The sequence below is a fragment of the Tardiphaga sp. 866_E4_N1_4 genome, from assembly GCF_052076075.1.
Taxonomy (GTDB): domain Bacteria; phylum Pseudomonadota; class Alphaproteobacteria; order Rhizobiales; family Xanthobacteraceae; genus Tardiphaga; species Tardiphaga robiniae.
Map to the genome: position 1 here is coordinate 2,892,187 of NZ_CP197242.1, position 22,905 is coordinate 2,915,091.

General features: G+C 62.7%; 19 protein-coding genes and 1 tRNA gene. 8 read left to right on the forward strand and 12 right to left on the reverse strand.

Annotated elements, in window-relative coordinates; all coding sequences use genetic code 11:
* Positions 1-75: 75 nt before the first annotated feature.
* The 8 genes from AB8B20_RS14190 to AB8B20_RS14225 all read left to right on the forward strand — a co-directional run bounded on the left by AB8B20_RS14190 (position 76) and on the right by AB8B20_RS14225 (position 7,692).
* Entirely contained in the window at positions 76-909 is an 834-nt protein-coding gene (locus tag AB8B20_RS14190; RefSeq protein ID WP_439074930.1) for a transporter substrate-binding domain-containing protein, read from the forward strand.
* A complete protein-coding gene (locus AB8B20_RS14195; RefSeq protein WP_439074928.1) occupies positions 906-1,667 on the forward strand; it encodes an amino acid ABC transporter ATP-binding protein in 762 nt (253 codons plus the stop codon). Before AB8B20_RS14190 ends, AB8B20_RS14195 begins: the two co-directional genes overlap by 4 nt.
* A 3-nt stretch (positions 1,668-1,670) precedes the next feature.
* The gene (locus AB8B20_RS14200) at positions 1,671-2,372 is read left to right on the forward strand and encodes an amino acid ABC transporter permease (RefSeq protein ID WP_439074927.1); all 702 of its coding nucleotides are present in this window, start codon (positions 1,671-1,673) and stop codon (positions 2,370-2,372) included.
* Positions 2,372-3,031 carry an amino acid ABC transporter permease gene (locus AB8B20_RS14205; protein ID WP_439074926.1) on the forward strand — a complete coding sequence of 220 codons (660 nt, stop codon included), beginning with the start codon at positions 2,372-2,374 and terminating at the stop codon, positions 3,029-3,031. The genes AB8B20_RS14200 and AB8B20_RS14205 overlap by 1 nt, the downstream gene beginning before the upstream one ends.
* A gap of 64 nt (positions 3,032-3,095) precedes the next feature.
* Positions 3,096-4,475: a dihydroorotase gene (locus tag AB8B20_RS14210; protein WP_439074925.1), complete on the forward strand. Its 1,380-nt coding sequence runs from the start codon at positions 3,096-3,098 to the stop codon at positions 4,473-4,475.
* A gap of 64 nt (positions 4,476-4,539) precedes the next feature.
* Positions 4,540-5,628 (forward strand): DUF917 domain-containing protein, encoded by a 1,089-nt coding sequence (locus AB8B20_RS14215; RefSeq protein WP_439074924.1) that lies wholly within the window; start codon positions 4,540-4,542, stop codon positions 5,626-5,628.
* 19 nt (positions 5,629-5,647) lie between these two features.
* Entirely contained in the window at positions 5,648-7,306 is a 1,659-nt protein-coding gene (locus tag AB8B20_RS14220) for a urocanate hydratase (RefSeq protein WP_439074923.1), read from the forward strand.
* 311 nt (positions 7,307-7,617) lie between these two features.
* Positions 7,618-7,692, forward strand: a tRNA-Gln gene (locus AB8B20_RS14225).
* Between the two features lie 346 nt (positions 7,693-8,038).
* Here the strand turns inward: AB8B20_RS14225 and AB8B20_RS14230 are convergent.
* From AB8B20_RS14230 to AB8B20_RS14285, 12 genes are all read right to left on the reverse strand, one after another.
* Positions 8,039-9,187, reverse strand: coding sequence for an acetyl-CoA acetyltransferase (locus AB8B20_RS14230; protein WP_439074921.1), 1,149 nt, complete (start codon positions 9,185-9,187; stop codon positions 8,039-8,041).
* Positions 9,184-9,606 (reverse strand): Zn-ribbon domain-containing OB-fold protein, encoded by a 423-nt coding sequence (locus AB8B20_RS14235; RefSeq protein ID WP_439074920.1) that lies wholly within the window; start codon positions 9,604-9,606, stop codon positions 9,184-9,186. The genes AB8B20_RS14230 and AB8B20_RS14235 overlap by 4 nt, the downstream gene beginning before the upstream one ends.
* Entirely contained in the window at positions 9,603-11,255 is a 1,653-nt protein-coding gene (locus AB8B20_RS14240; RefSeq protein WP_439074918.1) for a long-chain-fatty-acid--CoA ligase, read from the reverse strand. Before AB8B20_RS14240 ends, AB8B20_RS14235 begins: the two co-directional genes overlap by 4 nt.
* A 35-nt stretch (positions 11,256-11,290) precedes the next feature.
* Entirely contained in the window at positions 11,291-11,656 is a 366-nt protein-coding gene (locus tag AB8B20_RS14245) for a nuclear transport factor 2 family protein (RefSeq protein ID WP_439074916.1), read from the reverse strand.
* Positions 11,657-11,679: 23 nt separating this feature from the next.
* Positions 11,680-12,993 (reverse strand): aminotransferase class III-fold pyridoxal phosphate-dependent enzyme, encoded by a 1,314-nt coding sequence (locus tag AB8B20_RS14250; protein WP_439074915.1) that lies wholly within the window; start codon positions 12,991-12,993, stop codon positions 11,680-11,682.
* Between the two features lie 31 nt (positions 12,994-13,024).
* Entirely contained in the window at positions 13,025-14,596 is a 1,572-nt protein-coding gene (locus AB8B20_RS14255) for a hydantoinase B/oxoprolinase family protein (protein WP_439074914.1), read from the reverse strand.
* Entirely contained in the window at positions 14,593-16,593 is a 2,001-nt protein-coding gene (locus AB8B20_RS14260) for a hydantoinase/oxoprolinase family protein (RefSeq protein ID WP_439074912.1), read from the reverse strand. Before AB8B20_RS14260 ends, AB8B20_RS14255 begins: the two co-directional genes overlap by 4 nt.
* A 74-nt stretch (positions 16,594-16,667) precedes the next feature.
* A complete protein-coding gene (locus AB8B20_RS14265; protein WP_439075066.1) occupies positions 16,668-18,275 on the reverse strand; it encodes an ABC transporter substrate-binding protein in 1,608 nt (535 codons plus the stop codon).
* Between the two features lie 345 nt (positions 18,276-18,620).
* Positions 18,621-20,126, reverse strand: coding sequence for a MocR-like pyridoxine biosynthesis transcription factor PdxR (pdxR, locus tag AB8B20_RS14270; RefSeq protein ID WP_439074911.1), 1,506 nt, complete (start codon positions 20,124-20,126; stop codon positions 18,621-18,623).
* 260 nt (positions 20,127-20,386) lie between these two features.
* The gene (locus tag AB8B20_RS14275; RefSeq protein WP_441253327.1) at positions 20,387-21,088 is read right to left on the reverse strand and encodes an ABC transporter ATP-binding protein; all 702 of its coding nucleotides are present in this window, start codon (positions 21,086-21,088) and stop codon (positions 20,387-20,389) included.
* Complete coding sequence (locus tag AB8B20_RS14280; RefSeq protein ID WP_439074908.1) at positions 21,081-21,815, reverse strand: ABC transporter ATP-binding protein; 735 nt, start codon at positions 21,813-21,815, stop codon at positions 21,081-21,083. Before AB8B20_RS14280 ends, AB8B20_RS14275 begins: the two co-directional genes overlap by 8 nt.
* Positions 21,816-21,817: 2 nt before the next feature.
* Entirely contained in the window at positions 21,818-22,840 is a 1,023-nt protein-coding gene (locus AB8B20_RS14285) for a branched-chain amino acid ABC transporter permease (protein WP_309943903.1), read from the reverse strand.
* Between the last annotated feature and the right edge of the window lie 65 nt (positions 22,841-22,905).

The following is a 22,905-nucleotide window of genomic DNA, read 5'->3' on the forward strand; positions in this document are numbered from 1 at the left end:
ATTGCGTTAGCCTTGATGACAGGGACTGCGGAGCCAGATGCCGGCTTGGCCTGGCCGCACCAATGGAGGTGTTCGATGAAAGCAATGATCCTTGCCGCCGGGCTTCTGGCTTTGGCCAGCCCCGCATTCGCTCAGACGCAGGAACCGCTGAAGTCGGCGATCGACTCGACCTTCGCGCCGCATGCCATGCCCAAACTGTCAGGCGGGCTTGAAGGCTTCAATATCGACGTCGTTGATGAAATGTCGAAGCGCATCAAACGCCCGATCACGGTGGAAGGCGCGCAATTCGCCGGTCTCCTTCCGGCGCTTCAGGCCGGCACCTACGACTTCCTCGCTGCTGTGGTCACTGTCACGCCCGAGCGCGCGCAGCAGTTGCTGTTCATGGAAGGCTTCGTCGACGCCGACTATCGTTTCATGACGCTGGCTTCGGCACCTCCCATCACCAAGCTCGAAGATCTCTCCGGCAAGACCATCGCCGTGCAGAAAGGCGCGATCTACGAGAAATGGGTCAACGACAATGCCGCCAAATATGGCTGGAAGTCGGAATCCTTCGCCACCAGCACCGACGCGGCGCAGGCCGTGCTCGCCGGCCGTGCCGAAGCCAACATCTCGGCCGCCACCGTCGTCGCCTGGATCGTGAAGAACAATCCGCGGCTGAAGAATGCCTTTCTCTACAAGACGGGCCTCGTCTGGAGCATGCCGCTGCGCAACGGCAATACTGAATTGCGCAACAAGCTCGAAGACGCACTCGTCTGCATGAAGCAGGACGGCACGTTGAAGAAACTCTACGTAAAATGGTTCGGTGTCGAGCCGGAGGCCGGTTCGGCGACCACCACCATCTATCCCGGCTATGGCGCACCGGGCGTTGCCGGCTATGACGCGACCGAGCAGAAGCCGACCTGTTCATGAGTTCGGCAGCAGCAGCGCCTGTACCCCGCTATCTGCTCGAAGCACGCGGCGTCCGGAAGAGCTTCGGCACCACCGAAGTCCTGAAGGGCGTCGATCTTCTGGTTGAGCCGGGCAAGCTGGTCTTTCTGATCGGCCCATCCGGTTCGGGCAAGAGCACCTTGCTGCGCTGCTGCAATCGTCTGGAGGAGCCGGATGGCGGCTCCATCATCATGGACAATGTCGACCTGCTGTCGCCGCGCACCGATATCAATGCCGCACGGCGACAGATCGGCATGGTATTCCAGAGCTTCAACCTCTATCCGCACCTCACCGTACAGAAGAACATCACGCTGGCCCTGCGCAAGGTCGCCGGCATGAGCACGGCCGACGCCAATGCCCGTGCCGCGGAGATGCTGGCGCTGGTGGGCCTGCCCGACAAGGCAGCGTCCTATCCTGCACAACTCTCCGGCGGCCAGCAGCAACGCATCGGCATTGCACGTTCACTCGCGCTCAATCCCAAGATCATTCTGATGGACGAGCCGACCTCGGCGCTCGACCCGGAACTCGTCGGCAGCGTGCTCGCCGTCGTGAAGGACCTGCGTGCCCGCGGCATCACCATGGTGATCGCCAGCCATGAGATGAATTTCGCCCGCGAAGCCGCTGACAAGGTCGTGTTCCTCGATGGCGGCTTGGTCATCGAACAAGGCAGCGCCGAAGACATTTTCCTGCGGCCGAAGGAAGATCGCACCAAACGTTTCCTCGCGCAGATCAGGCATTAGGTCATGACCGCCGCCGACGCGATGAGCAACTGGGACCGCTTCGTCTTCACCTTCTTCAATGCGGATATCGCGATGAAGTACGGCTGGGAGATTTTGCAGGGCGCGGGCGTCACCATTCTTGCCGGCCTCGCCGTGGTTATCACCGGCATCGGCGCCGGATTCGGCCTCGCGGCGCTCCGGGCGATCGGCTGGAAGCCCGTCAATTTCCTCATCATCGTGTTCGTCGATATCTTCCGCTCGCTGCCGCCATTGGCGATCATCCTGGTCCTGTTCTTCGGATTTCCCAGTATCGGCATCGTGCTGCCCAGCCTCATCGTGCTGTGGATGTCCCTCGGCGCGGTGCTTGCGGCCTTTGCCGAAGAGATCTTCTGGGCCGGCATCACCTCGGTACCCAAGGGCCAATGGCTGGCCGCGCGCTCAACAGGGCTCACCTTCGCTCAGACGCTGCGCTATGTGATCCTGCCGCAGGCGGTCCGCCTCGGCATTCCGCCGCTCACCAACCGCGCGATCTCCATCACCAAGAACCTCGCGCTTGGCAGCGCCATCGGTGTCAACGAGATTCTTGGCCGCGCCAATTCCGCGCTGTCGATGTCCGCCAATGCGACGCCGCTGACCATGGGCGCGCTACTTTACGTGCTGGTCTTCATTCCACTGGTGATCGCCTCCCGTACACTTGAACGCAACTATCGGTGGGGTGAGCACTGATGGAGCAGTTCACCCAGGAATTCTTCAATCTCGACGTCATGGCGAAGGTTGCACCGTTCCTGCTGCAGGGACTGTTGCAGACGCTGCTGCTGTGTTCGTTCCTGATCCCGATCGGCCTGGTCAGCGGCATCCTCGTGATGTTGCTGACCACCAGCCCCTATCGCGTTTTGCGCTGGCCGGCGATCGCCGCCGTCGACTTCTTCCGAGCCTTTCCGCCGCTGGTCCTGCTGGTCTTCGTCTATGCAGGTCTGCCCTTCATCGGACTGCGCGCACCGGCGCTGGTCGCGGTCGCCGTTGCCTTCCTGATCAATTCGGCAAGTTACTACGGCGAGATCTATCGCGCCGGCATGGTTAGCGTGCCGAAGGGCCAGCGCGAGGCCGCGCGGTCGACCGGACTCTCCGCCACACAGACATTGCTTTACGTGACGCTGCCACAGGCGATCCGGAACGTTTTGCCGGATCTGTTGTCCAATACGGTCGAGCTGGTGAAGCTCACGACTCTCGCCAGCGTCATCTCGGTCCCTGAGCTGCTGCATTCTGCCAATCTGGCGCGCTCGCTCACCTACAACTCATCGCCGCTGATCCTCGCGGCGATCATCTATCTGCTCCTGCTGTTGCCGGTCGTGCGCCTGATCGCGCGGCTGGAACACAGGCTCTAGAACATACGGTCCGGCAGGGCCATCACGACAAGCCGGCTCGCCGGCGGCGAATGTGGAGTTGCACATGGATTTCGATCTGGTTCTCACCGGCAAGGTGATCGGTCACAACAGCATCATCGAGAACGGCTGGGTCGCGGTCCGCGACGGGCGCGTCGGCGCCGTCGGTGAAGGTACGCCGCCGGCCGCGCGCGAGCGGCAGGATTTCAAGTCAGGCATGATCCTGCCGGGCGCCATCGACGCACAGGTCCACTCGCTGTCCCAGCGTAATCAGGAAGACTTCGTCTGGTCGACACGCTCCGCCGCAGCCGGCGGCGTGACCACCATTGTCGACATGCCCTATGACGAGTGCGATCTGGTCTGCTCGGCTGCTGCAGTCGAGCGCAAGATTGCCCATGCCAGCAAGCAGGCGCGCGTCGACTTCGCACTCTATGGCACCATCGATCCCGAGGAGGGTCCGGCACGCATCGCCGAACAGGCGAAGGCCGGCGTCGCCGCCTTCAAGTTCTCCACCTTCGGCACTGACCCCAAGCGCTTTCCGCGCATCCCCGCGCCGCTGCTCGCCGATTGTTTCGCCGCCATTGCGCCGACCGGCCTCGCAGCCGGCGTCCACAACGAGGACGACGAATTCATCCGCGATGCCGTCGCCAAGGTGAAGGCCAAGGGCGTCACCGACTGGCGCGCGCATGCCATGTCGCGCCCGCCGCTCGCCGAAATCCTGGCGATGCTGCAGATCTATGAGACCGGCGCCGAGACCGGTTGTCCCGCCCATGTGGTGCATTGTTCTGTCGCACGCGGTTATGACATTGCGGCGTGGTATCGATCCGAGGGTCATCACGCCACGGTGGAATGCTGCATCCACTATCTCGTGCTCGACGAGGAGAACGACGTCTCCCGCCTCGGCGGCAAGGCCAAGATCAATCCGCCGGTGCGCCCGCGTGCCGATGTCGAAGCGCTGTGGGCAGAGCTTGCAGCCGGACGCGTCTCGCTGGTCTCGACCGATCACGTCAGCTGGTCGGAAGATCGCAAGATCAATCCGGACATGCTCGCCAACGCGTCCGGCGTCCCCGGCCTCGAAGCCATGGTGCCGCTGCTGGTAAAGGGCCTCGTCGAACGCAAGCTGCCGCTGACCCATGCCGCGAAGCTGATGTCGTTTAATCCAGCGCGGCACTTCCGCATCGACGATCGCAAGGGCGCGCTGGCGCCCGGCCTCGACGCCGACATCACCGTGCTGGTGGATAAGCCCATCGTCTATGACGGCGCGGCAAGCGGCAACAACGTGGTCGGCTGGTCGCCCTATAACGGCATCACGCTGCCGTGGACCGTGGCTGCGACCTACGTGCGCGGCCAGCTCGCCTTCGACGGCAGCAAGGTTCTCGCCGAACCTGGCAGCGGACAATTCGTGCGGCCACCGCTGCTTCTCTCGGAACGACTGCCGGTGGCGTGACGCCCGCCGTTCCGATCACCGACCACGTATCGAACACAAGAACATCTGCCGAGGAGACATTCCGATGGGACGTATTCTGACCGAACGCGATATTGAAGCCGCCGTGCGCGGCGGCGGTGTCTACGCTGCCGGTGGCGGCGGCTGGGCGGATCACGGGCGCATGCTCGGCCGCGCCGCCATTCTCGTCGGCAAGCCCGAACTCGTGTCGATCGACGAACTCAACGACGACGACTGGGTGGCCACTGCCGCTGCGATCGGCGCGCCGGCGTCGACCACCGCCTGGGAGATGCAGGGCAAGGATTACGTTCGTGCGGTGCAACTGCTACAGGACGCGCTGGGTGAACCGCTGAAAGGCCTCATCATCGGCCAGAATGGCAAGTCGTCCACCATGAATGCGTGGCTACCATCGGCCCTGCTCGGCACTAAGGTGGTCGATGCCGTCGGCGACATGCGCGCACATCCGACCGGCGACATGGGATCGATCGGCCTTGCCGGCTCACCCGAGCCGATGATCCAGACCGCAGCCGGCGGCAACCGCGCCGAGAACCGCTATATCGAACTCACCGTGCGCGGCGCTACCGCCAAGGTGTCGCCGATCCTGCGTACGGCCGGCGACATGTCCGGCGGTTTCATTGCCTCCTGCCGCAACCCGGTCCGCGCCTCCTATGTGCGCGACAACGCTGCTCTCGGCGGCATCTCGCTAGCACTACGCCTCGGCGAAGCCATTCTCGCGGCCGAGCCCAAAGGCCCGTCTGCCGTGATCGACGCGATCTGCAAGGACACCGGCGGCTCCATCCTCGGCAGCGGCAAGATCACCGCAAAAAATGTGGTCTACACACCGGAAGCCTTTGACATCGGCACCCTGACCATCGGCGAAGGCGACCGCGCCATCACGCTGCATGTGATGAACGAATATATGGCCATCGTCGATGCATCGGGCAATCGTCTCGCGACCTTCCCGGACATCATCGCCACACTGTCCGACGAGGCTGAACCCATGAGCGTCGGCCATCTCGAAGTCGGCATGAACATGCATCTGTTCCATGTGCCGAAGACGATCATTCCGCTTGCCTCCAGCGTCAAGGATCCGGCGGTCTATCCCTCCGTCGAACGCGCCATGGGCATAGAGATCGCACGCTACGCACTGGCCTGAGACACGACAGGAGTCCGTCATGACATCAGCGAATCCACGGCACCCCGATTTTCCGATTCCTGGCGGCCCAAAGCTGCGCGCCAAGGGCTGGCGACAGGAAGGTCTGTTGCGCCTTCTGGAAAACGTGCTCGCGGTCGGTGAGGATCCGTCGAACCTCGTCGTCTATGCGGCCCTGGGGCGCGCGGCCCGTAACTGGCCCGCACACAAGGCCATCGTGCAGGCGCTGATGACCATGGAGGAGGACCAGACGCTGGTCATCCAGTCCGGCAAACCGGTCGGCCTGCTGCGCACCCATAACAAGGCGCCGCTCGTCATCATGGCGAATTGCAACATCGTGGGACAATGGGCCAAGGCCGAGATCTTCTACGAACTCGAACGCAAGGGTCTGATCTGCTGGGGCGGACTCACGGCCGGCGCCTGGCAGTATATCGGCTCGCAAGGTGTCATTCAGGGCACCTACGAGATCTTCATGCGCATTGCCGAGCGCCGCTTTGGCGGCACACTCACCGGGCGCTTTATCCTTACCGCTGGGCTCGGCGGCATGGGCGGCTCGCAGCCGCTGGCAGGCCGCATGGCCGGTGCGGCGATCCTCACCGTTGACATCGATCCGGAACGGGCGCGCAAGCGCAAAGAGATCGGTTATCTCGAAGTGATCGCCCCCGATCTCGATTCCGCACTGGAGATGATCGGCACTGCAAAGGCCGAGCGTCGCGCGTTGTCGGTCGGCCTCGTCGGCAATGCCGCCGATATCTATCCGGAAATCGCGCAGCGCGGCATCGTTCCCGATGTGGTGACCGACCAGACCGCGGCCCACGATCTGGTCTATGGTTACGTACCGCGCACGCGCTCGCTCGAGGAAGCGCGCATCATGCGCAAGACCGCGCCAGAACGGTTGATGGCGGAGAGCCGCGCGTCGATTGTCGACCATGTGCGGGCCATGCTGACGTTCCAGTCGCGCGGCGCGGAAGTGTTCGACAATGGCAACCTCATTCGCACCCACGCCAAGGAAGGCGGCGTCGCGAATGCCTTTGATATCCCCATTTTCACGGAAGCCTATCTGCGCCCACTATTTGCGCGCGCCATCGGTCCGTTCCGCTGGATGGTGCTGTCGGGCGATCCCGACGATATCCGTGCCATCGACGATCTCGTCCTGAGCCTGTTCGGCGACAACCAGATCGTCTCGAACTGGATCAAGCTCGCGCGCCAATACGTGCCTTTCGAAGGCTTGCCGGCGCGCATTGCCTGGCTCGGTCATGGCGAGCGCAGCGAATTGGCGCTGGGCGTCAATGAACTCGTCGCCAATGGCACGCTCAAGGGACCGGTCGCCTTCTCGCGCGATCATCTCGACGCCGCCGGCATGGCGCATCCAAACATCATGACCGAGAACATGCGTGACGGTTCAGATGCCATCGCTGACTGGCCACTGCTCGACGCCATGGCATTGTGTTCGTCCCAGGCCGATCTCGTCGCCGTTCATTCCGGCGGCGGCGGCTATGCCGGCTACATGACCAGCGCCGGGGTCACCCTGATCGCCGACGGCACGGCCGCCGCGGCAGAACGCCTCGCCATGAGCCTCGACAACGACACCGGCCTCGGCGTCATCCGCTACGCGGATGCGGGGTATGGCGAGGCCATGGACGAGGTCTCGCTCAAGCACATCCCGCATATACAACTCTAGAACGGTCGTTCCGAACACATTCCATGGCGTGTTGGGCGAGTGCCAGCGCCCGCGGACAGGCTTTGGGAACTTCGCTTCGCGCCAGCTCACAGGCCCTATCGCCCAATATGCGACCGCGAAAATCGGAAAATTCAGTGCGTCAGGGGTTCACGCGCGCCGGCAGACGCCGACACCCCAATTGCACAAAAGTCAGTCGCTTCCAGAAGCGGGGAACACCGCTGTCAGGTGGTTGAAATTGCGGAGCTCTCTCTATAGACCGGCGGAGCCAAAGCGATCCGCGGGCCTAGCCCGCCCTTTACCGCCTTGGCCTTTGGGGCGTCGCCAAGTGGTAAGGCAGGGGATTTTGATTCCCCCATGCGGAGGTTCGAATCCTCCCGCCCCAGCCAAATTCAACAATAAAATCAACTACATAAGTTTTAGAACCATTCCATTCTGGAAAGTGCTCCCCTGCCCATTCCGGAAAACTGTTGTCAGAACGTTCTCGGATTGAGCCAAAAAAGAGCGCCCGCGAGGGCGCTTTTTCGTCAATTCCATAACGGCTAAACACGCGATGCCTCGGCCCGTTTGAACGCCTCGTGTACCTGTTTCGCCAGACGGCGACGCAAGCCGATGAAGGCTGTAATTTCGACTTCACGATCGATAGGAAGAACTAAGGGCACTATCGGCAACACCGCGTGTGGTCACACATGATCGCCCATTATCCACAAAGTGTGGACATCAACAGATCTGTCATTACAGCGTGTTGGCGCCGCCAAGCACGGCCGTAAATTCATGCGAGAAGGTGCAACCATTGCCATGAGCGATCGCGATCTCGGCATCCGCGATCTGCCGTGCGCCGGCATTGCCGCGCAATTGCTCCGTCGCTTCGATCAGCGTGAACAGCCCATACATGCCCGGATGTGCAAACGACAATCCACCGCCATTGGTATTGACCGGCAGAGCACCACCCGGCGCGATCCGACCACCGGAGACAAACGCGCCGCCCTCGCCTTTCTTGCAGAATCTCATGTCTTCCAGGAACATGATGACATTGATGGTGAAGGCGTCGTAGAGCTGCAACACATCTACGTCAGCCGTGGTGATGCCCGCCATCTCGAACGCGCGCGGCGCGCATTCCGCCGTCGGCGTCGTACAGAAATCCGGGATCTGCGAGACCTCGCGGCTCCAGCTCGCCCCGGCGCCGCCGAGGAAATAGACCGGCCTGTGCTTCAGCGCTTTCGCACGATCGGGACTGGTGACGATGACCGCCGCACCGCCATCGCTCATCAGACAGCAATCTAGCCGCGAGAGCGGATCAGCCACCAGTGGCGATGCCAGCACGTCGTCGATGGTCAGCGGTGCTTTCATCGTTGCATCGGGATGCAGTTGCGCCCATTGCCGCGCGGCCACGGCAACTTCCGCCATCTGCGCGCGCGTGGTGCCGTATTCATACATGTGCCGCGCGGCACACATAGCGTACCCCGGCAGCGGCGACATCAGGCCGTAGACTTTCTCGAAGGTCGGCAGTTCGTGGATGCCGAAGGTGCCGGCCCCTTTGAGATTGGATCCATAAGCGATCAGCACCGTGGTGCAGAGCCCTGCCTCGATGGCCATGGTCGCCTGCAGGAGATGCGACAGGAAGGACGAGCCGCCGGTCATGTCCGAACACGCCCATTTCGGACGGATGCCGAGATACTCACCCATCGAGAGCGTCGGGAACATGTGATACAGCGTGCCGCCGCAGATGCCGTCGATGTCCTTCAACTGCAGACCCGCATCGGCGACTGCGCGCGCGGTGGCGCCGGCCATCAGATCCATCGAGGACAGACCGGGCGCACGGCTGAGGCCGTAGGTGCCGATACCGACGACGGCGCTCTTGCCACGCAACGAAGATGCGGTCATGACGCGGCTCCCACGGGACGAAACAGCACGATGGGCTGCTCGCTATTGGCATAGGTGCCGAAATCCACCGGCGCGATCACCGCCTGCAGGCGCATGCCGATATGAACCTCATCCGGCGCGCACGCGATAACGCGGCTAAGCATGCGAACGCCCTCGTCGAGCTCGACGACGCACGCATTGTGGTCGCCGCCGTGCTTCGCGGGCCGCCGCATGATGGTGGTCGAATAGACCGTGCCGAAGCCACTGACTTCGACGAATTCGAGATCGTCTGCGCCGCTGCGGGGCGCGATCAGGCGCGGATAGAACACATATTCGCCGGTCGTGCGCGAACGCTGGATCATCAGTCTGCCGGCGCGCAGATGGGCCCAGAACTGTCCTTCGGGACCAAGCCCCGCCGCTGGCGAGGTTGCTGTCGTCATGTCCATTCCGCTTCCTGCAGCGACCGCCAGCTGATCTTGTTGCTTTCCGAGCGCGGCAGGCTATCGACCAGCACCACCGAGCGTGGCGTCTTGTAGTTGGCCATGGCCCCACGCGCCCAGCCGATGATGTCGTCCGCCGTTGTCGACGCTTTGGCCGCATCATGCAGCACCACCAGCGCCTTCACCGACTCGCCGCGATAGCTGTCCGGCGTCGAGATGATGCAGCACTCCTTGATGGCGGGATGGCCATACATGATGGACTCGACTTCCGCCGGCCACACCTTGAAGCCTGACACATTGATCATCCGCTTCAGCCGATCGACAGCAAAGAAATAGCCGTCGCGATCGCGATAGCCGAGATCGCCGGTGCGCAGGAAGCGCCCGCCCTCAAGGGTGACGAACGAGGTCACATTAGCCTCAGGCTTATTCCAGTAGTTCTGCAGCACCTGCGGGCCGTTGACCACGATCTCGCCGGTCTCGCCAATGCCGAGCTCGACCAAGGTCTCCGGGTCGATGATCCGCGCATCCGTCTGATGCACCGGGATGCCAAGGCACTGCCGCCTCGGCGCTTCCATCGGATTGATGTGGGTCGGCGACATGGTCTCGGTCATGCCGTAGCCTTCGACGAATTCGAGGCTAAAGCGGGTCTTCAGCTGCTCGGCCACCGCCACCGGCATCGCCGCGCCACCTCCGGTGATGACCTTGAGCTTTGCAAAACATTCTTCACGGAATGTCAGGCTGGAGAGCACGTCGACGATCATGGTCGGCGCCGCGTTCCAGAAGGTCACGCCATGTGCCTCGAACAATAGCGGGATCAGGTCTTTATCCCAGCGCGCCAACAGCATCAGCGTCGCGCCGACCGAGATCGCTGCATTCATCGAGCCCTGCATGCCCGCCACATGAAAGAACGGCTGCACGCCAGTCAGCACGTCATCGCCACCGAGCCGGTACCAGCGCGCTTGCAACACCGCTGTGAACAGCACGCTCGAGTGCAGATGCATGCAGGCCTTCGGCTTGCCCGTGGTGCCGGATGTGTAAGGGAACAGGCAGAGATCGGCTGGCGTCACGGTCATCGGCGACGGCGTCTCGTTACGCGCGATGACATAGTCCCAGGCGCGCCAACCCGGCGCCGTGGGGCACGATCCGTTTTGCGTCACGCAGGCTGGCAGCGTGTAAGACGATGTCTCGGGCACATAGTCGCGATAGTGCGCGACAATGATGCTGTTGATGGCGTTGCCAAGCAGCGGTGCAAAAACATCGACGAGATCGCTGCCGATGATCGCCACACTCGCGCCGCTGTCGGACGCCATGTAGTCGAGTTCGGCTGTCTTGTTCATCGGGTTGATCGGCACCACGACCGCGTCGGCCCGCATGACGGCGTAGTACGAGATCACATATTGCGGCGAATTCTGCAGCGCGACCATGACGCGGTCGCCGCGCTTCACGCCGCAGGCATTCTGCAGATAGCCGGCGAGTGCATCGACCTGCCGTAATAATTCCGCGTAAGTGAGAACTCCGCCGTAGAACAGCGTGGCCGGATGATCCGGCCTCGCCGTCGCCGCCCGCACCAGCGCGTCGTAGAGGACGCCCTCGGGCAACGGCAGCGTGTGCGGTTCGCCGGGCGGCCAGAACGGAGAGACAGCACTCACGGCAAGCCTCCTGACAGGTACATTTCCGCAATTATTCAGGCGAAGAAGTGCCAGACCTTGGCAATGATCTGCCAGCGGCCATCGATCTTGATGAAGGAGAGTTCGTTGACGAAGCGCTTTGGCAGATACATGTCCTTGACGCGGGCGTGGGCAGTAGTGGGCGATGCCACAGACACGCTCACAATCTCGTCCTCGCGCAGGTCGCCCCGCGACGCCGATGACGGCCGCGCGGCAACCATGCCCATATAGGTTTCGAGATCGAGATTGACGAGCGTACCGTCGGTGGCCGAAAACAGCCGCACCTGGGGATGGAGTACCTTGCGGAAGCCTGCGACATCGCCGTGATACAACGCTTCGAAATAGCCAGCGATGACAGCGCGGATGTCCTGTTCGTCTTGCATCGGTAATTCTCTGTTGTCGTTTTTCAGTTGAGGCCACTGGCCCGCGCATGTTCTTGGTCGGCAAGTTCGAGTCCGTGGTCCAGCGCTGCGAGCAGCCGCTCGGCGTCCTGCTCGCTGATGATCAGCGGCGGCGCCAGGAACAGTGAGGTCTGCTCGCCGCTGGTGCCGATCACGGCTCCGGCTTCCATCGCCCGCGCGGCAACACGCGAGGCGATCGGATTTTCCATGGTGTCGGCGGCCCATGAACGCCAGTCGGGCCCGTGCAACTCGACGGTCCAGTGCAGGCCCTGGCCGGCAACGCGACTGACGCTCGGATGGTTACGGGCAATTTCGAGCAGGCGCTTGGTGAAGAACACTTCCATGGCGCGCACGCGCGCCAGAATATCCTCTTCCGTCACCACATTGAGATAGGCACTGATGGCGGCCATGCTGATCGGATGGCCGCGCAGCGTGCCGTAATTCTGCCAGCTCGATCCCTTGAGCTGCTCGACGATCTTCTTGGACACGACCACGGCCGCGACCGCCGCAGCCCCGCCGCCAAGCGACTTGCCCATGGTCACGATATCCGGACGGCTCTGCGCACCCTGGAAAGCGAACCAGCGGCCGGAGCGTCCGGCGCCCGTGACGACTTCGTCGGCAATCCAGATCGAATTTGCTTTCGCGGCGTGATCGGCGACTTCGTCCTGATAGTCGCCGTCGTAGTAATTGCCGCCCTGCGTGTAGTCGATGATGGTCGCCGCCGTATCCGCCAGAATAGTGCCAGCATCGGCGAGCACGTCCTTGACTGGCTGGTTGCTCAGCGGCGCGCCATAGATCGCCCCGTCAGGTGCAGGCAGGATCTTCACCGGCGCCATCGGGGCCGGCAGACGCGAACCGCCGGCCTGCACGGCAAGCCCACCATGCCAGTGCGGCTGCACGGTCATGCTGCGCGACAGACCGACGAGGCCATGATAGGCGCGCTCGCGCGTCGCCAATGCCGTCTTCTGCGACAGCGCCTGACACAGCGATAACGCCATGTCGTTGGCCTCGCTGCCGCTGATGCAGAAGCGTACCCCGCCGACCCAATCCTCTTCGCCCGCAAAGGCGGTGCCGATCAGATCATCGGCGGCTTTCTCGCGGCCGATCCAGGTCCAGCCTTCGTTGACGACCGGCGTATCCGCGGCTGCACGAATGGCTTCCACCATTTTCGGGTGGCGATGGCCGAGCCCGCCGCCGGTGTTGCTGCCGTCGATCAGGCGACGCCCATCCTGCAGATGGAAATACACGCCTTCGCCGCCAACCACGGTCAGGGGTGCGCTATCGCCGGCATTGAGGCCCGTCCGCAAAAGTCTGCTCATCGATTATCCTTTTTGTCCTTGCGGAGGTGCATCACGCGCGGCCATAGCCGCCGCCGCCGCACATCTCGATGGTGATGACATCGTCCCGTTGCAGCACGAGGTTCGACTTGCCCTCGACATCGATCACCTCGTCGCCGCGCGTGAGCGTGAGGCGTGCGGTCTTACCGGGTGCACCGCCCTTCAAGCCAAACGGGGGAATAATCTTGCGCTCGACACAACTGGTCAGATGCATGCTGGGTGCGAGAATCCGGTAGCTGCGCACGACACCGTCACCGCCCGGATAGGCGCCTGCCCCGCCGGAGCCCCAGCGGATCGCCTGCTGCTCGACGCGAATATTGTAGTTGGCCTCGATGGCCTCGGCCGGCGTGTTGGAGGTGTTGGTCAGGTGCACGCGGGTTGCGGCGCAGCCGGCGCGATTGTGCCGCGCACCCTCGCCGCCGGCATGGACCTCGTACAGCATCTTCCAGGAGCCATCCTGCCGCGGCTCGGCGAAAGAGAGCATGCCGGACGTGGTGGCGCCGCCCGACGACAGCCGCTCCGGTATCACATCCTGCATGGCCAGGAAGATCGCATCGACGATGCGCAGCGACGTCTCGTGATTGCCTGCCGCCACCGGTGCGGTGAGACCGGGTTCAAAGATCGAGCCCGGCCGAGTGATGATGGTGAGCGGACGCAACGCGCCGCCATTCTGCTGCATATCGCGCCCGCTCATGATGCGCGCGCTATAGGCCACCGCGGATTTCGCGATGAAGGACGTGGTGTTACAGAAATTCGAGACCCGGTCGCAACTGCCGGACAGATCGAACGTCGCTTCGTCGCCCTTGATGGTGATCTTGACATGGATGCGAGCCGGCTCATCATTGGGGCCGCCGTCGTCGAGAAAATCCTCGCCTTCATAGACGCCGTCAGGTAGCCCGAGAATGGCTTCGCGCATCTCGGCTTCGGAGAGATCGTGCAGCCGCGACAGCGCCGCCACGAACATTGCCTTGCCGTGCTGCTTGCACAATTCGACGATGCGCTTTTCGCCGGCCAGTGTGCAGGCGATCTGGCCGAGCAAATCACCCTCGCAGGATTCCGGATCGCGGACATTGACCTTGAGGAACTGGACGATGGCATCGCTGACACCCGCCGCGGTGGCGATCTTGATCGGTGGAATGCGCAGCGCTTCCTGGAAGGTATCGATAGCCTTGGCGAGATAGCTGCCCGGCCATGAGCCACCGATATCGGGCCAATGAGCGAGGCTGACGGCGAAGGCAACGATGTCACCCTCGAAGAACACCGGGCGCACCACCTTGACGTCGTTGAGGTGATTGCCGCCGAGCGCGCCCAGATTGTAGATCAGCACATCGCCTTCGCTCAGCGTCGCAGCCGGCACGACTTTCAGCAATTCGCGGATCGTATAGGCCATGGCGCCGAGATGCACGGGGATGTCACGGCCCTGCCCGACAAGTTCGCCCTGCGCGTCGGTGATCGCCGAGGATAGATCGCCGGCCTCGCGCAACAGCGGTGAACGCGCCGAGCGTGTCATCACCAGACTCATCTCTTCCGCTGCGGCCGACAGGCCATGGCGGATCACTTCGACGGCAAACGGGTCGAGCTTCATGATGCCACCTTCGCGAGATAAAGATTGCCGTTGCTGTCCGGCGTCGCCTGCCATTGCGGCGGCAGCACCACGGTGGACCAGGCATCTTCGATGATCGCAGGGCCAATAATGGTGTCGGTCATCGCGCTGCGATCGATCACATCGGTCATCACATCCAGTGCGCCATCGAACGAACAGCGGCGCCTGGGAGTCGCCATGGTGCGCAGCGCCGTCTTTGGACGGCTGACTTCGGTGGTCGAGGGCTGGCGGGCCTGCGCACGCACGGATTCAATCACGCAGCTCTCGCTGGTCGCGTAGCCGAACAACTCGCGATGCCTGACGAGAAAGTCCTGCCGCAGTCTATCGACATCGAGCGGCATCGTGAACGGCACGGGGATCGCATCGGCCTGCGCGGCATAGCGCATCAGCGCGACCAGTTCGATCTGGATGGAGTCGCGCGGGATCGCATTGGCGAGCAGAGGCACGAGGGTCTGCTCGACCAGCGCTTCGATACGCTGCGTGACCTTGGCCAGATCGATGCCGTCCAGCGCAACGCACAACGTCTGCTGCTGCAGGAAGCTGAAATCGGCGGTCAGACATCCCAGCGCGGAAAAGGCGCTGGACGCAGCGGGCACCACGATCTCTGTGATCCCGTAGAGTTCGGCGAGACCCGCCGCATGCATCGGGCCACCACCGCCAAACGCTAGCAGCGTGCAGTCGCGGCCATCGATGCCGCGCTCCACTGTCACGCGGCGCAACGCGCGCGCCATGGTGGCATTCGCGACGCGGATGATGCCAAGTGCGGTTTCGGTAAGGCTCAGTCCAAGTCCTTGCGCGATCGGCTCGATGACACGGGCTGCGGCATCAACATCGATGCCGATGCGGTCGCCTAGCTTGGTTTCGGGGTTGAGATAGCCGAGCAGCGCATTGGCATCGGTGATGGTCGGCTTGGTGCCGCCACGGCCATAGCAGGCCGGACCTGGCTCGGAGCCGGCACTTTCCGGCCCGACGGTCAGACCGCCTGCGCCCGCGCGCACGATGGAGCCACCGCCGGCGCCAATGGAATGCACCGCGAGCATCGGCTGACGCAGCGGGCGATCGCCAAGCATCTTGCCGTCGGCCATCTCCGCCTGGCCATCGACGATCAGGCAGACGTCGGTGGTCGTTCCGCCCATATCGAAAGTGAGCACGCGGGATTTCTTGAGCTGGCGCGCGATGCTGACCGAGGCCGCAACGCCGGCGGCCGGGCCGGACATCGCCATCACCAGTGGACGGCGCTTGACGGCCGAGATCGGGATCATCGCACCGGCGGAGTGAAACACCTGCAGGCCCGCACCGATGGGCAGGCGCTCTTCAAGCTCGCTCAGATATTCCACCGCAATCGGCATCGCCGCTGCATTGAACGCCGTCGACGACGTGCGCTCATACTCGCGCGCCTCGGGATTGATCTCATGCGATAGCGAGACATGTGGCACGATGTCCTTCAACCGTTCGGCCAGCATCTGTTCATGGACGGGATTGGCATAGGCATGCAGCAGCGAGACAGCGACGCTTTCCACGCCAGTCTCCTTCAGCCAGGCGATCAGGCGCTCGATTTCGGCTTCGGCCAGTGGCTTCAGCACCTGGCCCTCGTGATCGAGGCGCTCATCGAGCGCGAAACATAATTCACGCGGCACCAGCGCCTTGGCCTTCGGCGCGATATCCAGGCGATAGAGATCGCGGCGACGATAGCGCGCGATCTCAAGAACGTCCTCGAACCCCTTCGTCGCGATCAGCGCGATCTTCGGCAAGCGCTCTTCGACAATCGCATTGGTGATCCGGGTGGTGCCGTGAATGAAGCGCTTCACGTCGCTCTTGCGCAGACCGACAGCCTCGATGGCTTCGAGCATTGCCTGCACCGGCGCGTGGGGGCGCGACGGCACTTTGGCGATCCGCGTCTCTGACGTGTCGCGCCGGATGGCGATGATATCGGTGAAGGTGCCACCGATGTCGGTTCCGATTTCCCAGATATTCGTCACGCGCGTTGGTCCCGCTTTCGTTCAGGGCCGGCGCTGCAGCACAAGGGCTACATCGTCGGGTCGTTCGTCTTCGCTTACTTGCGGGCGAGATCGCGGAAGTCGACTTGGCGGTGAAACCAGTAGGTGTAGCCATCGAGTTGCGGGATCATCACGGCGTCCTGGTTAGCCTGCCACAACAGCACCAGCGGAATTTCCTTGACGTATTCCGCGATCATCTGCTTGCCCATCTCGTCATACTTGGCCTGATCCTGCTCGAACCGAGCCTGATTGGCCAGTTTCACCACCAGCTCGTCATTCCAGGAGCTGTAATTCCAGCGCTGGTTACCGGTGAAGAAATTGCGGAAGAAGTAATCGGTGGTCGGCAGCCAGGCGGTGGAACCTTCGGTGAAGAACGGCAGCTTCTTCTCGGTGATCTGCGTCGACATCTGCGAGTCCGGCAGCTTCTGCACGTCGACCTCAATGTTGAGCTTCGCCAGCGCCTCCTTCAGCAGCGCCGCCATCGGCTCGGTGACAGCGGCGGAGCCGACATTGATGCTGAAAGTGGTCTTGAAGCCCTTCTCGAAACCGGCTTCAGCCAGAAGCTGCTTGGCCTTGGCCATATCGGTCTTCGCCGGCATCGGCTGCGGGAAGTCGCCATTCGGCGGCGACGTCCACGATGCACCGAACAGCGGAAGGCCACGCTTGAAGATTGCTGCGCTGAACATGTCGTTATAGGGCAGCGCCATGGCGATGGCCTGACGGACCTTGAGATTGTCGAACGGCGCCATCTGCGTGTTGAAGGCAATCATGGTGAAGCCGTTGGTCTGCGGCGACGACTCCACCTTGACCTTACCGCGCTGCTGCAGCGACGGTACGTCGCTGGCCTGCAGATCGATGGCGATGTCGGCATCGCCCTTCTCGATCAGATTGGCTCGCGTGGCGGGATCGCCGATGGTCTGTTCGATGACGCGCTTGAAGTAAGGCAGCTTGCCGTCACGGCCGCTCTTCCAGTTGTCGTTGCGCTTCAGGATCAACTGTTCACCCGGCTTGAACATCTCGACCGTGTAGGCGCCCGAGCCGGCGGTGTTGGTCTTCAACCATTCCTGAGCCCAGGGATCCTCGGCTGTCGCATGCTGCTTCGCGAGCTTGCTGTTGAAGATCAGCGCCAGCGGCGTGGCGAGATTGGCCAGCGCCAGACGATCCGCCTTGGGCAGCGTCACCGTGACGGTGCGCTCATCGACGATGGCGAACTGTTCGGCCTTGGTCAGCGATCCCGTGCCCATTTGCCCTGCGGCAATGGATTTGGCCGTGACGGCACGATCGAGCGACCATTTCACGTCTTCTGCGGTGACGGACGTGCCATCGTGCCACTTGGTATCGCGCAGCTTGAAGGTGATCTTCAGCCCGTCCGGGCTGACCTCATAGCTCTCGGCCAATTCGCCGCGGATCTTGCTGCGGTCGAATACCCAGACGCCGTTCTCGTCGCGCTTGCGGTCGAAGGCCACAAGGCGGTCATAGATGCTGGTCGAGACGCCAAAGGCCTCACGTGTCGCACCCGGGGTGGTCGGGTCCAGCGTCGGGATATTGTTGCCAGTCACCTGACGCAGCGTCTCGGCCCGCGTCTGCGCCTGTGCCGCCGCTGGCGTGAGCGCCATCAGCAGCACGCTGCCCGTCAATCTCAACAAACGCCCGCGATCAGCCATCATCTGCCACCGTCCTTGTCGAACCTCATTCTGCAAATCTTGGCGCGTCACGCGCATCCGGATAGAGCCAGACTCACTGGAAACGACTAGGCCAGATTGCCGGACGCAGGGTAACGCGCGAGCGAGGCGCCAAGGTGCTTTGTTACAGTGCAAGCGCTGCACGCGAATGCAGCAACGATCTCATCGATGCGCCTATCCGCTCAAATGGGCAGGATGTGCGGCAGTGGTCGCGCCGTCGATGGTTCGACGAGATCGCGCCTTGGCGGCGGCCGGGAGCTCCCCGCCGACGATTGATCAATTCGCAGGCGCGCGGCCATTGCCGGGAAACGCATATGGCGGATCGGATTATTTTTTCGCTGCAGATGACTCCACACCGAGAACCTGCGCCATTTTCGCGATCAGACGCGTCGCATCGGTGGGCTTGAGGCGGCCGTAGCCTAATACGAGGCCGGCATAGATCGGCGTCTCCAGATGATTCTGCGATAGCGGCTGCACGTGGAGACCCGCTTGCTTCAACAGCCGGGCGGCCTCCACATCGCTCATCCGCGCCTTCAGGCGCTCGGTGAACAGAGCGACGAGATGAAGACCGGTTGCGCAGGGAGCGACGGTGAGATCATCAGGCAAATACTGACGGATCGCATCCATCAGGGCCTTCTGCCGCTCCGCATAAACTTTTCGCATGCGACGGAGATGGCGCAGCAGATGGCCCTCGCGCATGAATTCGGCGAGCGCGCGCTGGCCGATGCCGGAACTGTGCACGTCGATACGCGCACGGCCCTTGGTGAAGATTTCGACAAAGCGCTCCGGCGCGACGATGTAGCCTAAGCGCAAGCTGGGCATCATGATCTTGGAGAAGGTGCCGAGATAGATCACGCGCTGCTCGCGGTCGAGCGACTTCAGCGACGCGATCATGCTGTCCTGATGCCGGAACTCGGAATTGTAATCGTCTTCGACAATCCAGACGTCGTTACGATTGGCCCAGTCAAGCAATTCCAGCCTCCGCTCCAGCCCCATGCTGACGCCGAGCGGATATTGATGCGACGGCGTCACCACGATCAGCTTCGCATTCGGCGCGCGGCGAATGCCCTCGGTGACGCATAGCCCCTTGTCGTCCACCGGTATCGGCACCAATTTACCGCCCGCCGCCGTCAGCGACCACTGCGCCTCCACGAAGCCCGGTTCCTCCACCCAGACTTCGTCGCCATGATCGAGGATCATGCGGCTGCACAGGTCGAGTGCGCTGGAAGTACCCGAGGTCACGACGATCTGCTCAGGCGTGCAGACGAGACCACGTACCGCGCCGAGGAAATCCGCGATCTCGCGCCGAAGCTCGGGAAGCCCGGCGGGGGACAAATCGAGACATTCCTCCTTGTCGGGTTGCAGCGACGTCTGGCGCAGCAACCGGGCCCAGTCGCCGAACGGAAAGGTCGAGATATCGGGCGCACCGGGGCTGAAATCGGACGCCCAATTGGTCTCGTAGGTGAAGCCAATCAGCGACTTCCAGCGCTGAGAGATGGGACCGGCGATACGAGACGTATCCGCAGACGCGCCCGCCGGTGATGCCGCGTTGCGGCTGACTGCAGCGACCGAGACACCGCCGCGCGGCATCGATTCCAGATAACCTTCGGCGTAGAGGATGTCCCAGGCACTCAGCACCACCATGCGCGAGCACCCGAGTTCGCGCGCAATCTCCCGCGAACCGAGAAACTGGGTGCCCGCCGGCAGCGTCCCGTGCAGAATCCCGTCGCGCATCTGCGCTGCGATCTGCTGGGGCAATGCCACTGAAGAGGCCCGGTCAAGACGGATGCCCGCCAGCGACACCCGCCTCCTCTGGCCAGTGGAATTCTGCATGCGAAACGGGGCCCGGACAAGCGATCGAGATGAATGCGACCGGACAAGTAACAGCACGGAAGGCTGGACGTCCACATCGCACCGTACAGCCGAAATGGCCGAGCTTGCCAGGCGCCCTGCACACGGTTTGAGATCGGAACCAAGACGCTTCCAGCGCGCTAAAATCCCGATCGCAGTACCGGCCTTCGCAATACGCGAGACGCCAAAAGCGGAAATTATTCACTCTAAAGCAAGGCGTGTGCCAACGATCTCGCTTGGTTCTAAGGCGCCAAATACTGCACCAATCGTGGATCGTTGCGGATTTCCTGCGCCGAACCTGTCAGCGCAACCCGGCCGCGATCCAGCACGTAAGCGCGGCTCGCGACCCGAAGCGCGAGATCGAGATGCTGCTCGACGATGACGACGGCGATGTCCTTCGCCAGCAGGATCAGGCGCTCGGTAATTTCCTCGATGACACCGATCCAAACGCCCTCAGTCGGCTCATCCAGCAGCAAGATTTTGGGATCGGACAGCATGGCGCGCCCGATCGCCAGCATCTTGCGCTCACCGCCGGACAATGTGCCGGCAAACTGATCGAGCCGCTGGCCGAGCTTCGGGAAGATCTCTAGCACGCGGTTAACTGCCCCGCTGTCGCGATTGGTCAGCGCGCCGACGGCGAGATTGTCCCGCACCGAGAGTTTCGCGAACACCGAATGTTCCTGCGGGACATAGCCGACGCCGCGGCGGATGCGCTGCTCGGTCGGCAGTTTGCCGACATCGCGGCCATCGAGGCTCACCGCACCGCCGAGCACCGGCAACTCACCGACAATAGCCTTCATCAGCGTGGTTTTGCCGGCACCGTTGCGACCGAGAATGGCGACGCCGCCGCGCCACGGCACGCTGAGCGTAACGCCGAACAGCACCTGGCTGCGGCCGTAACCGGCATCGAGCGACTGGATATCGAGGAATTTATCGTCAGGCACGGCGGAGATAGACCTCCTGAACTTTGGGGCACGACTGCACATGCTGCACCGTGCCGGTCTGCAGGATCTGGCCCTGATCCAGCACGGTCAGGCGGTCGCAGATATCGCGGATGAAATCGAGATCGTGCTCGACGATGACGAGCGAACAGCGCGCCTTGATCGGCTGCAGCAATTCGCCGGTGACGCGGCGTTCTTCCAGGCTCATGCCGCCGGTCGGCTCGTCGAGCAGCAGGAGCTTCGGCTCGGGCGCCAGCGCCATGGCGATCTCGAGCCATTGCTGCTGGCCGTGGGACAGAGCGGATGCCGGCTCGTGGGCGCGATCGACGAGACGAAACTGTTCGAGCATCGCCATGACTTTGTCATGCAGCACGCCGCGGGTGCGTGACAGCGCCAGATTGAGCAGTGATGTCTGTGCCTGCAGCGCCAGCAGGATGTTGTCGTACAGCGTGAGCGCCGGCAGCACGCTGGTGATCTGGAATTTCAGGCTCATGCCGGCACGGGCGCGCTCCGCTGGCGAGGCCTGCGTGATATCGTGGCCGCCGAAAGTGACGGTGCCCTGCGTCGGTGTCTCGGCGCCGGCGATACATTTCATCAGCGTGCTCTTACCGGAGCCATTGGGACCTATCAGTCCGTGGAATTCATTGGCAGCGATGGTGAGATCGGCACCGTTCAGCGCGGTGAGCTTGCCGAATATCTTGATGAGGCCTTTTGCTTCCAGAAGCGCCATGACTATCGCTTCCCCGGACGGCCGAAGCTGCCGACGCGCTCGCGCTCTGACAACAGCAGGCTGACCAGTCCTGCGGGCCGGAACAGGATGACCAGCAGCAGCAATACGCCAAGAATGATCGGCCAGATGTCCTGATAGCTGTTCGACAGCCAGAAGCTGACGGCCTCAATGACAACCGTGCCGATCACGGCGCCGATCAGCGTGCCAGAACCGCCGAACAACACATACAGCACGACCTGGGTTGAGATCACCACGCCCAGCATATTCGGCCAGACGAAGCCTTCGTGAAACGCATAGAGACTGCCGGCGAGCCCGGCGATAGCCCCGCTCAGCGAGAAGATGATCGCCTTGAGGTGCTGCACCTTGTAGCCGAAGAAGGCGATGCGCTGTTCGTTTTCGCGCAGGCCAGCCAGCGCGAGGCCGAATTGCGAGCGCATCAGGAAACGACAGAGCAGATAGACCACGATCAGGAAGCCGATGGCCATGTAGTAATAGACAGGTCCCTCTGTGAGCTCATAGCTGCCGATTGTCATCGGCGGGATCGAGGGAATGCCGTTCTGGCCGCCGAGATAGTACCAGCCCCGCGCCAGACGATCGCAGGCATAGGAGCCGGTCAGCGTGCCCAGCGCGACGAAGATGACGCTGGCGGGATGGCGACCAAGCAACAGAAAGCCGCCGAGCAGCAGCGCAAAGGCGAAGCCGATCAGAAGGCCGGCGGGCAGCACGAGCAGGATGGACGTAATGCCAAGATCGCGCGCCAGCAGCGCCACGCCATACCCGGCCGAGCCGAAAAACACGGCCTGGCCGAAACTCATGATGCCGGCATAGCCCCAGACCAGGTCGAATGACAGCGCGAACAGACAGAGGATCAGCACGCGCGTGGCATAGACGGTGAGATAATCCTGCAGCACCAGCGGCAGCAGCAGGCCAATGACCAGCACTGCGATCTCGATCATCGGCAGCACGCGCCATTGGCGCGATGCGCTGATGCCTCGCGTCAGAGATACGGCAGAGAGTGGCGTCATCTCGGTCATCAGGTCGCCGGCATGAGAGAAAGAGAAGCGGGAGTGATATCGCTCACTCCCGCGAG

What these genes read in the sequence shown, in the direction of transcription:
- AB8B20_RS14215 (WP_439074924.1), top strand. Translation starts at nt 4,540, where the DNA reads ATGGGACGTATTCTGACCGAACGCGATATTGAAGCCGCCGTGCGCGGC.
- AB8B20_RS14200 (WP_439074927.1), top strand. Translation starts at nt 1,671, where the DNA reads ATGACCGCCGCCGACGCGATGAGCAACTGGGACCGCTTCGTCTTCACC.
- AB8B20_RS14250 (WP_439074915.1), bottom strand. Translation starts at nt 12,993, where the DNA reads ATGAGCAGACTTTTGCGGACGGGCCTCAATGCCGGCGATAGCGCACCC.
- AB8B20_RS14220 (WP_439074923.1), top strand. Translation starts at nt 5,648, where the DNA reads ATGACATCAGCGAATCCACGGCACCCCGATTTTCCGATTCCTGGCGGC.
- AB8B20_RS14195 (WP_439074928.1), top strand. Translation starts at nt 906, where the DNA reads ATGAGTTCGGCAGCAGCAGCGCCTGTACCCCGCTATCTGCTCGAAGCA.
- AB8B20_RS14285 (WP_309943903.1), bottom strand. Translation starts at nt 22,840, where the DNA reads ATGACGCCACTCTCTGCCGTATCTCTGACGCGAGGCATCAGCGCATCG.
- AB8B20_RS14210 (WP_439074925.1), top strand. Translation starts at nt 3,096, where the DNA reads ATGGATTTCGATCTGGTTCTCACCGGCAAGGTGATCGGTCACAACAGC.
- AB8B20_RS14265 (WP_439075066.1), bottom strand. Translation starts at nt 18,275, where the DNA reads ATGGCTGATCGCGGGCGTTTGTTGAGATTGACGGGCAGCGTGCTGCTG.
- AB8B20_RS14230 (WP_439074921.1), bottom strand. Translation starts at nt 9,187, where the DNA reads ATGACCGCATCTTCGTTGCGTGGCAAGAGCGCCGTCGTCGGTATCGGC.
- AB8B20_RS14205 (WP_439074926.1), top strand. Translation starts at nt 2,372, where the DNA reads ATGGAGCAGTTCACCCAGGAATTCTTCAATCTCGACGTCATGGCGAAG.
- AB8B20_RS14190 (WP_439074930.1), top strand. Translation starts at nt 76, where the DNA reads ATGAAAGCAATGATCCTTGCCGCCGGGCTTCTGGCTTTGGCCAGCCCC.
- AB8B20_RS14245 (WP_439074916.1), bottom strand. Translation starts at nt 11,656, where the DNA reads ATGCAAGACGAACAGGACATCCGCGCTGTCATCGCTGGCTATTTCGAA.
- pdxR (WP_439074911.1), bottom strand. Translation starts at nt 20,126, where the DNA reads ATGCAGAATTCCACTGGCCAGAGGAGGCGGGTGTCGCTGGCGGGCATC.
- AB8B20_RS14255 (WP_439074914.1), bottom strand. Translation starts at nt 14,596, where the DNA reads ATGAAGCTCGACCCGTTTGCCGTCGAAGTGATCCGCCATGGCCTGTCG.
- AB8B20_RS14235 (WP_439074920.1), bottom strand. Translation starts at nt 9,606, where the DNA reads ATGACGACAGCAACCTCGCCAGCGGCGGGGCTTGGTCCCGAAGGACAG.
- AB8B20_RS14280 (WP_439074908.1), bottom strand. Translation starts at nt 21,815, where the DNA reads ATGGCGCTTCTGGAAGCAAAAGGCCTCATCAAGATATTCGGCAAGCTC.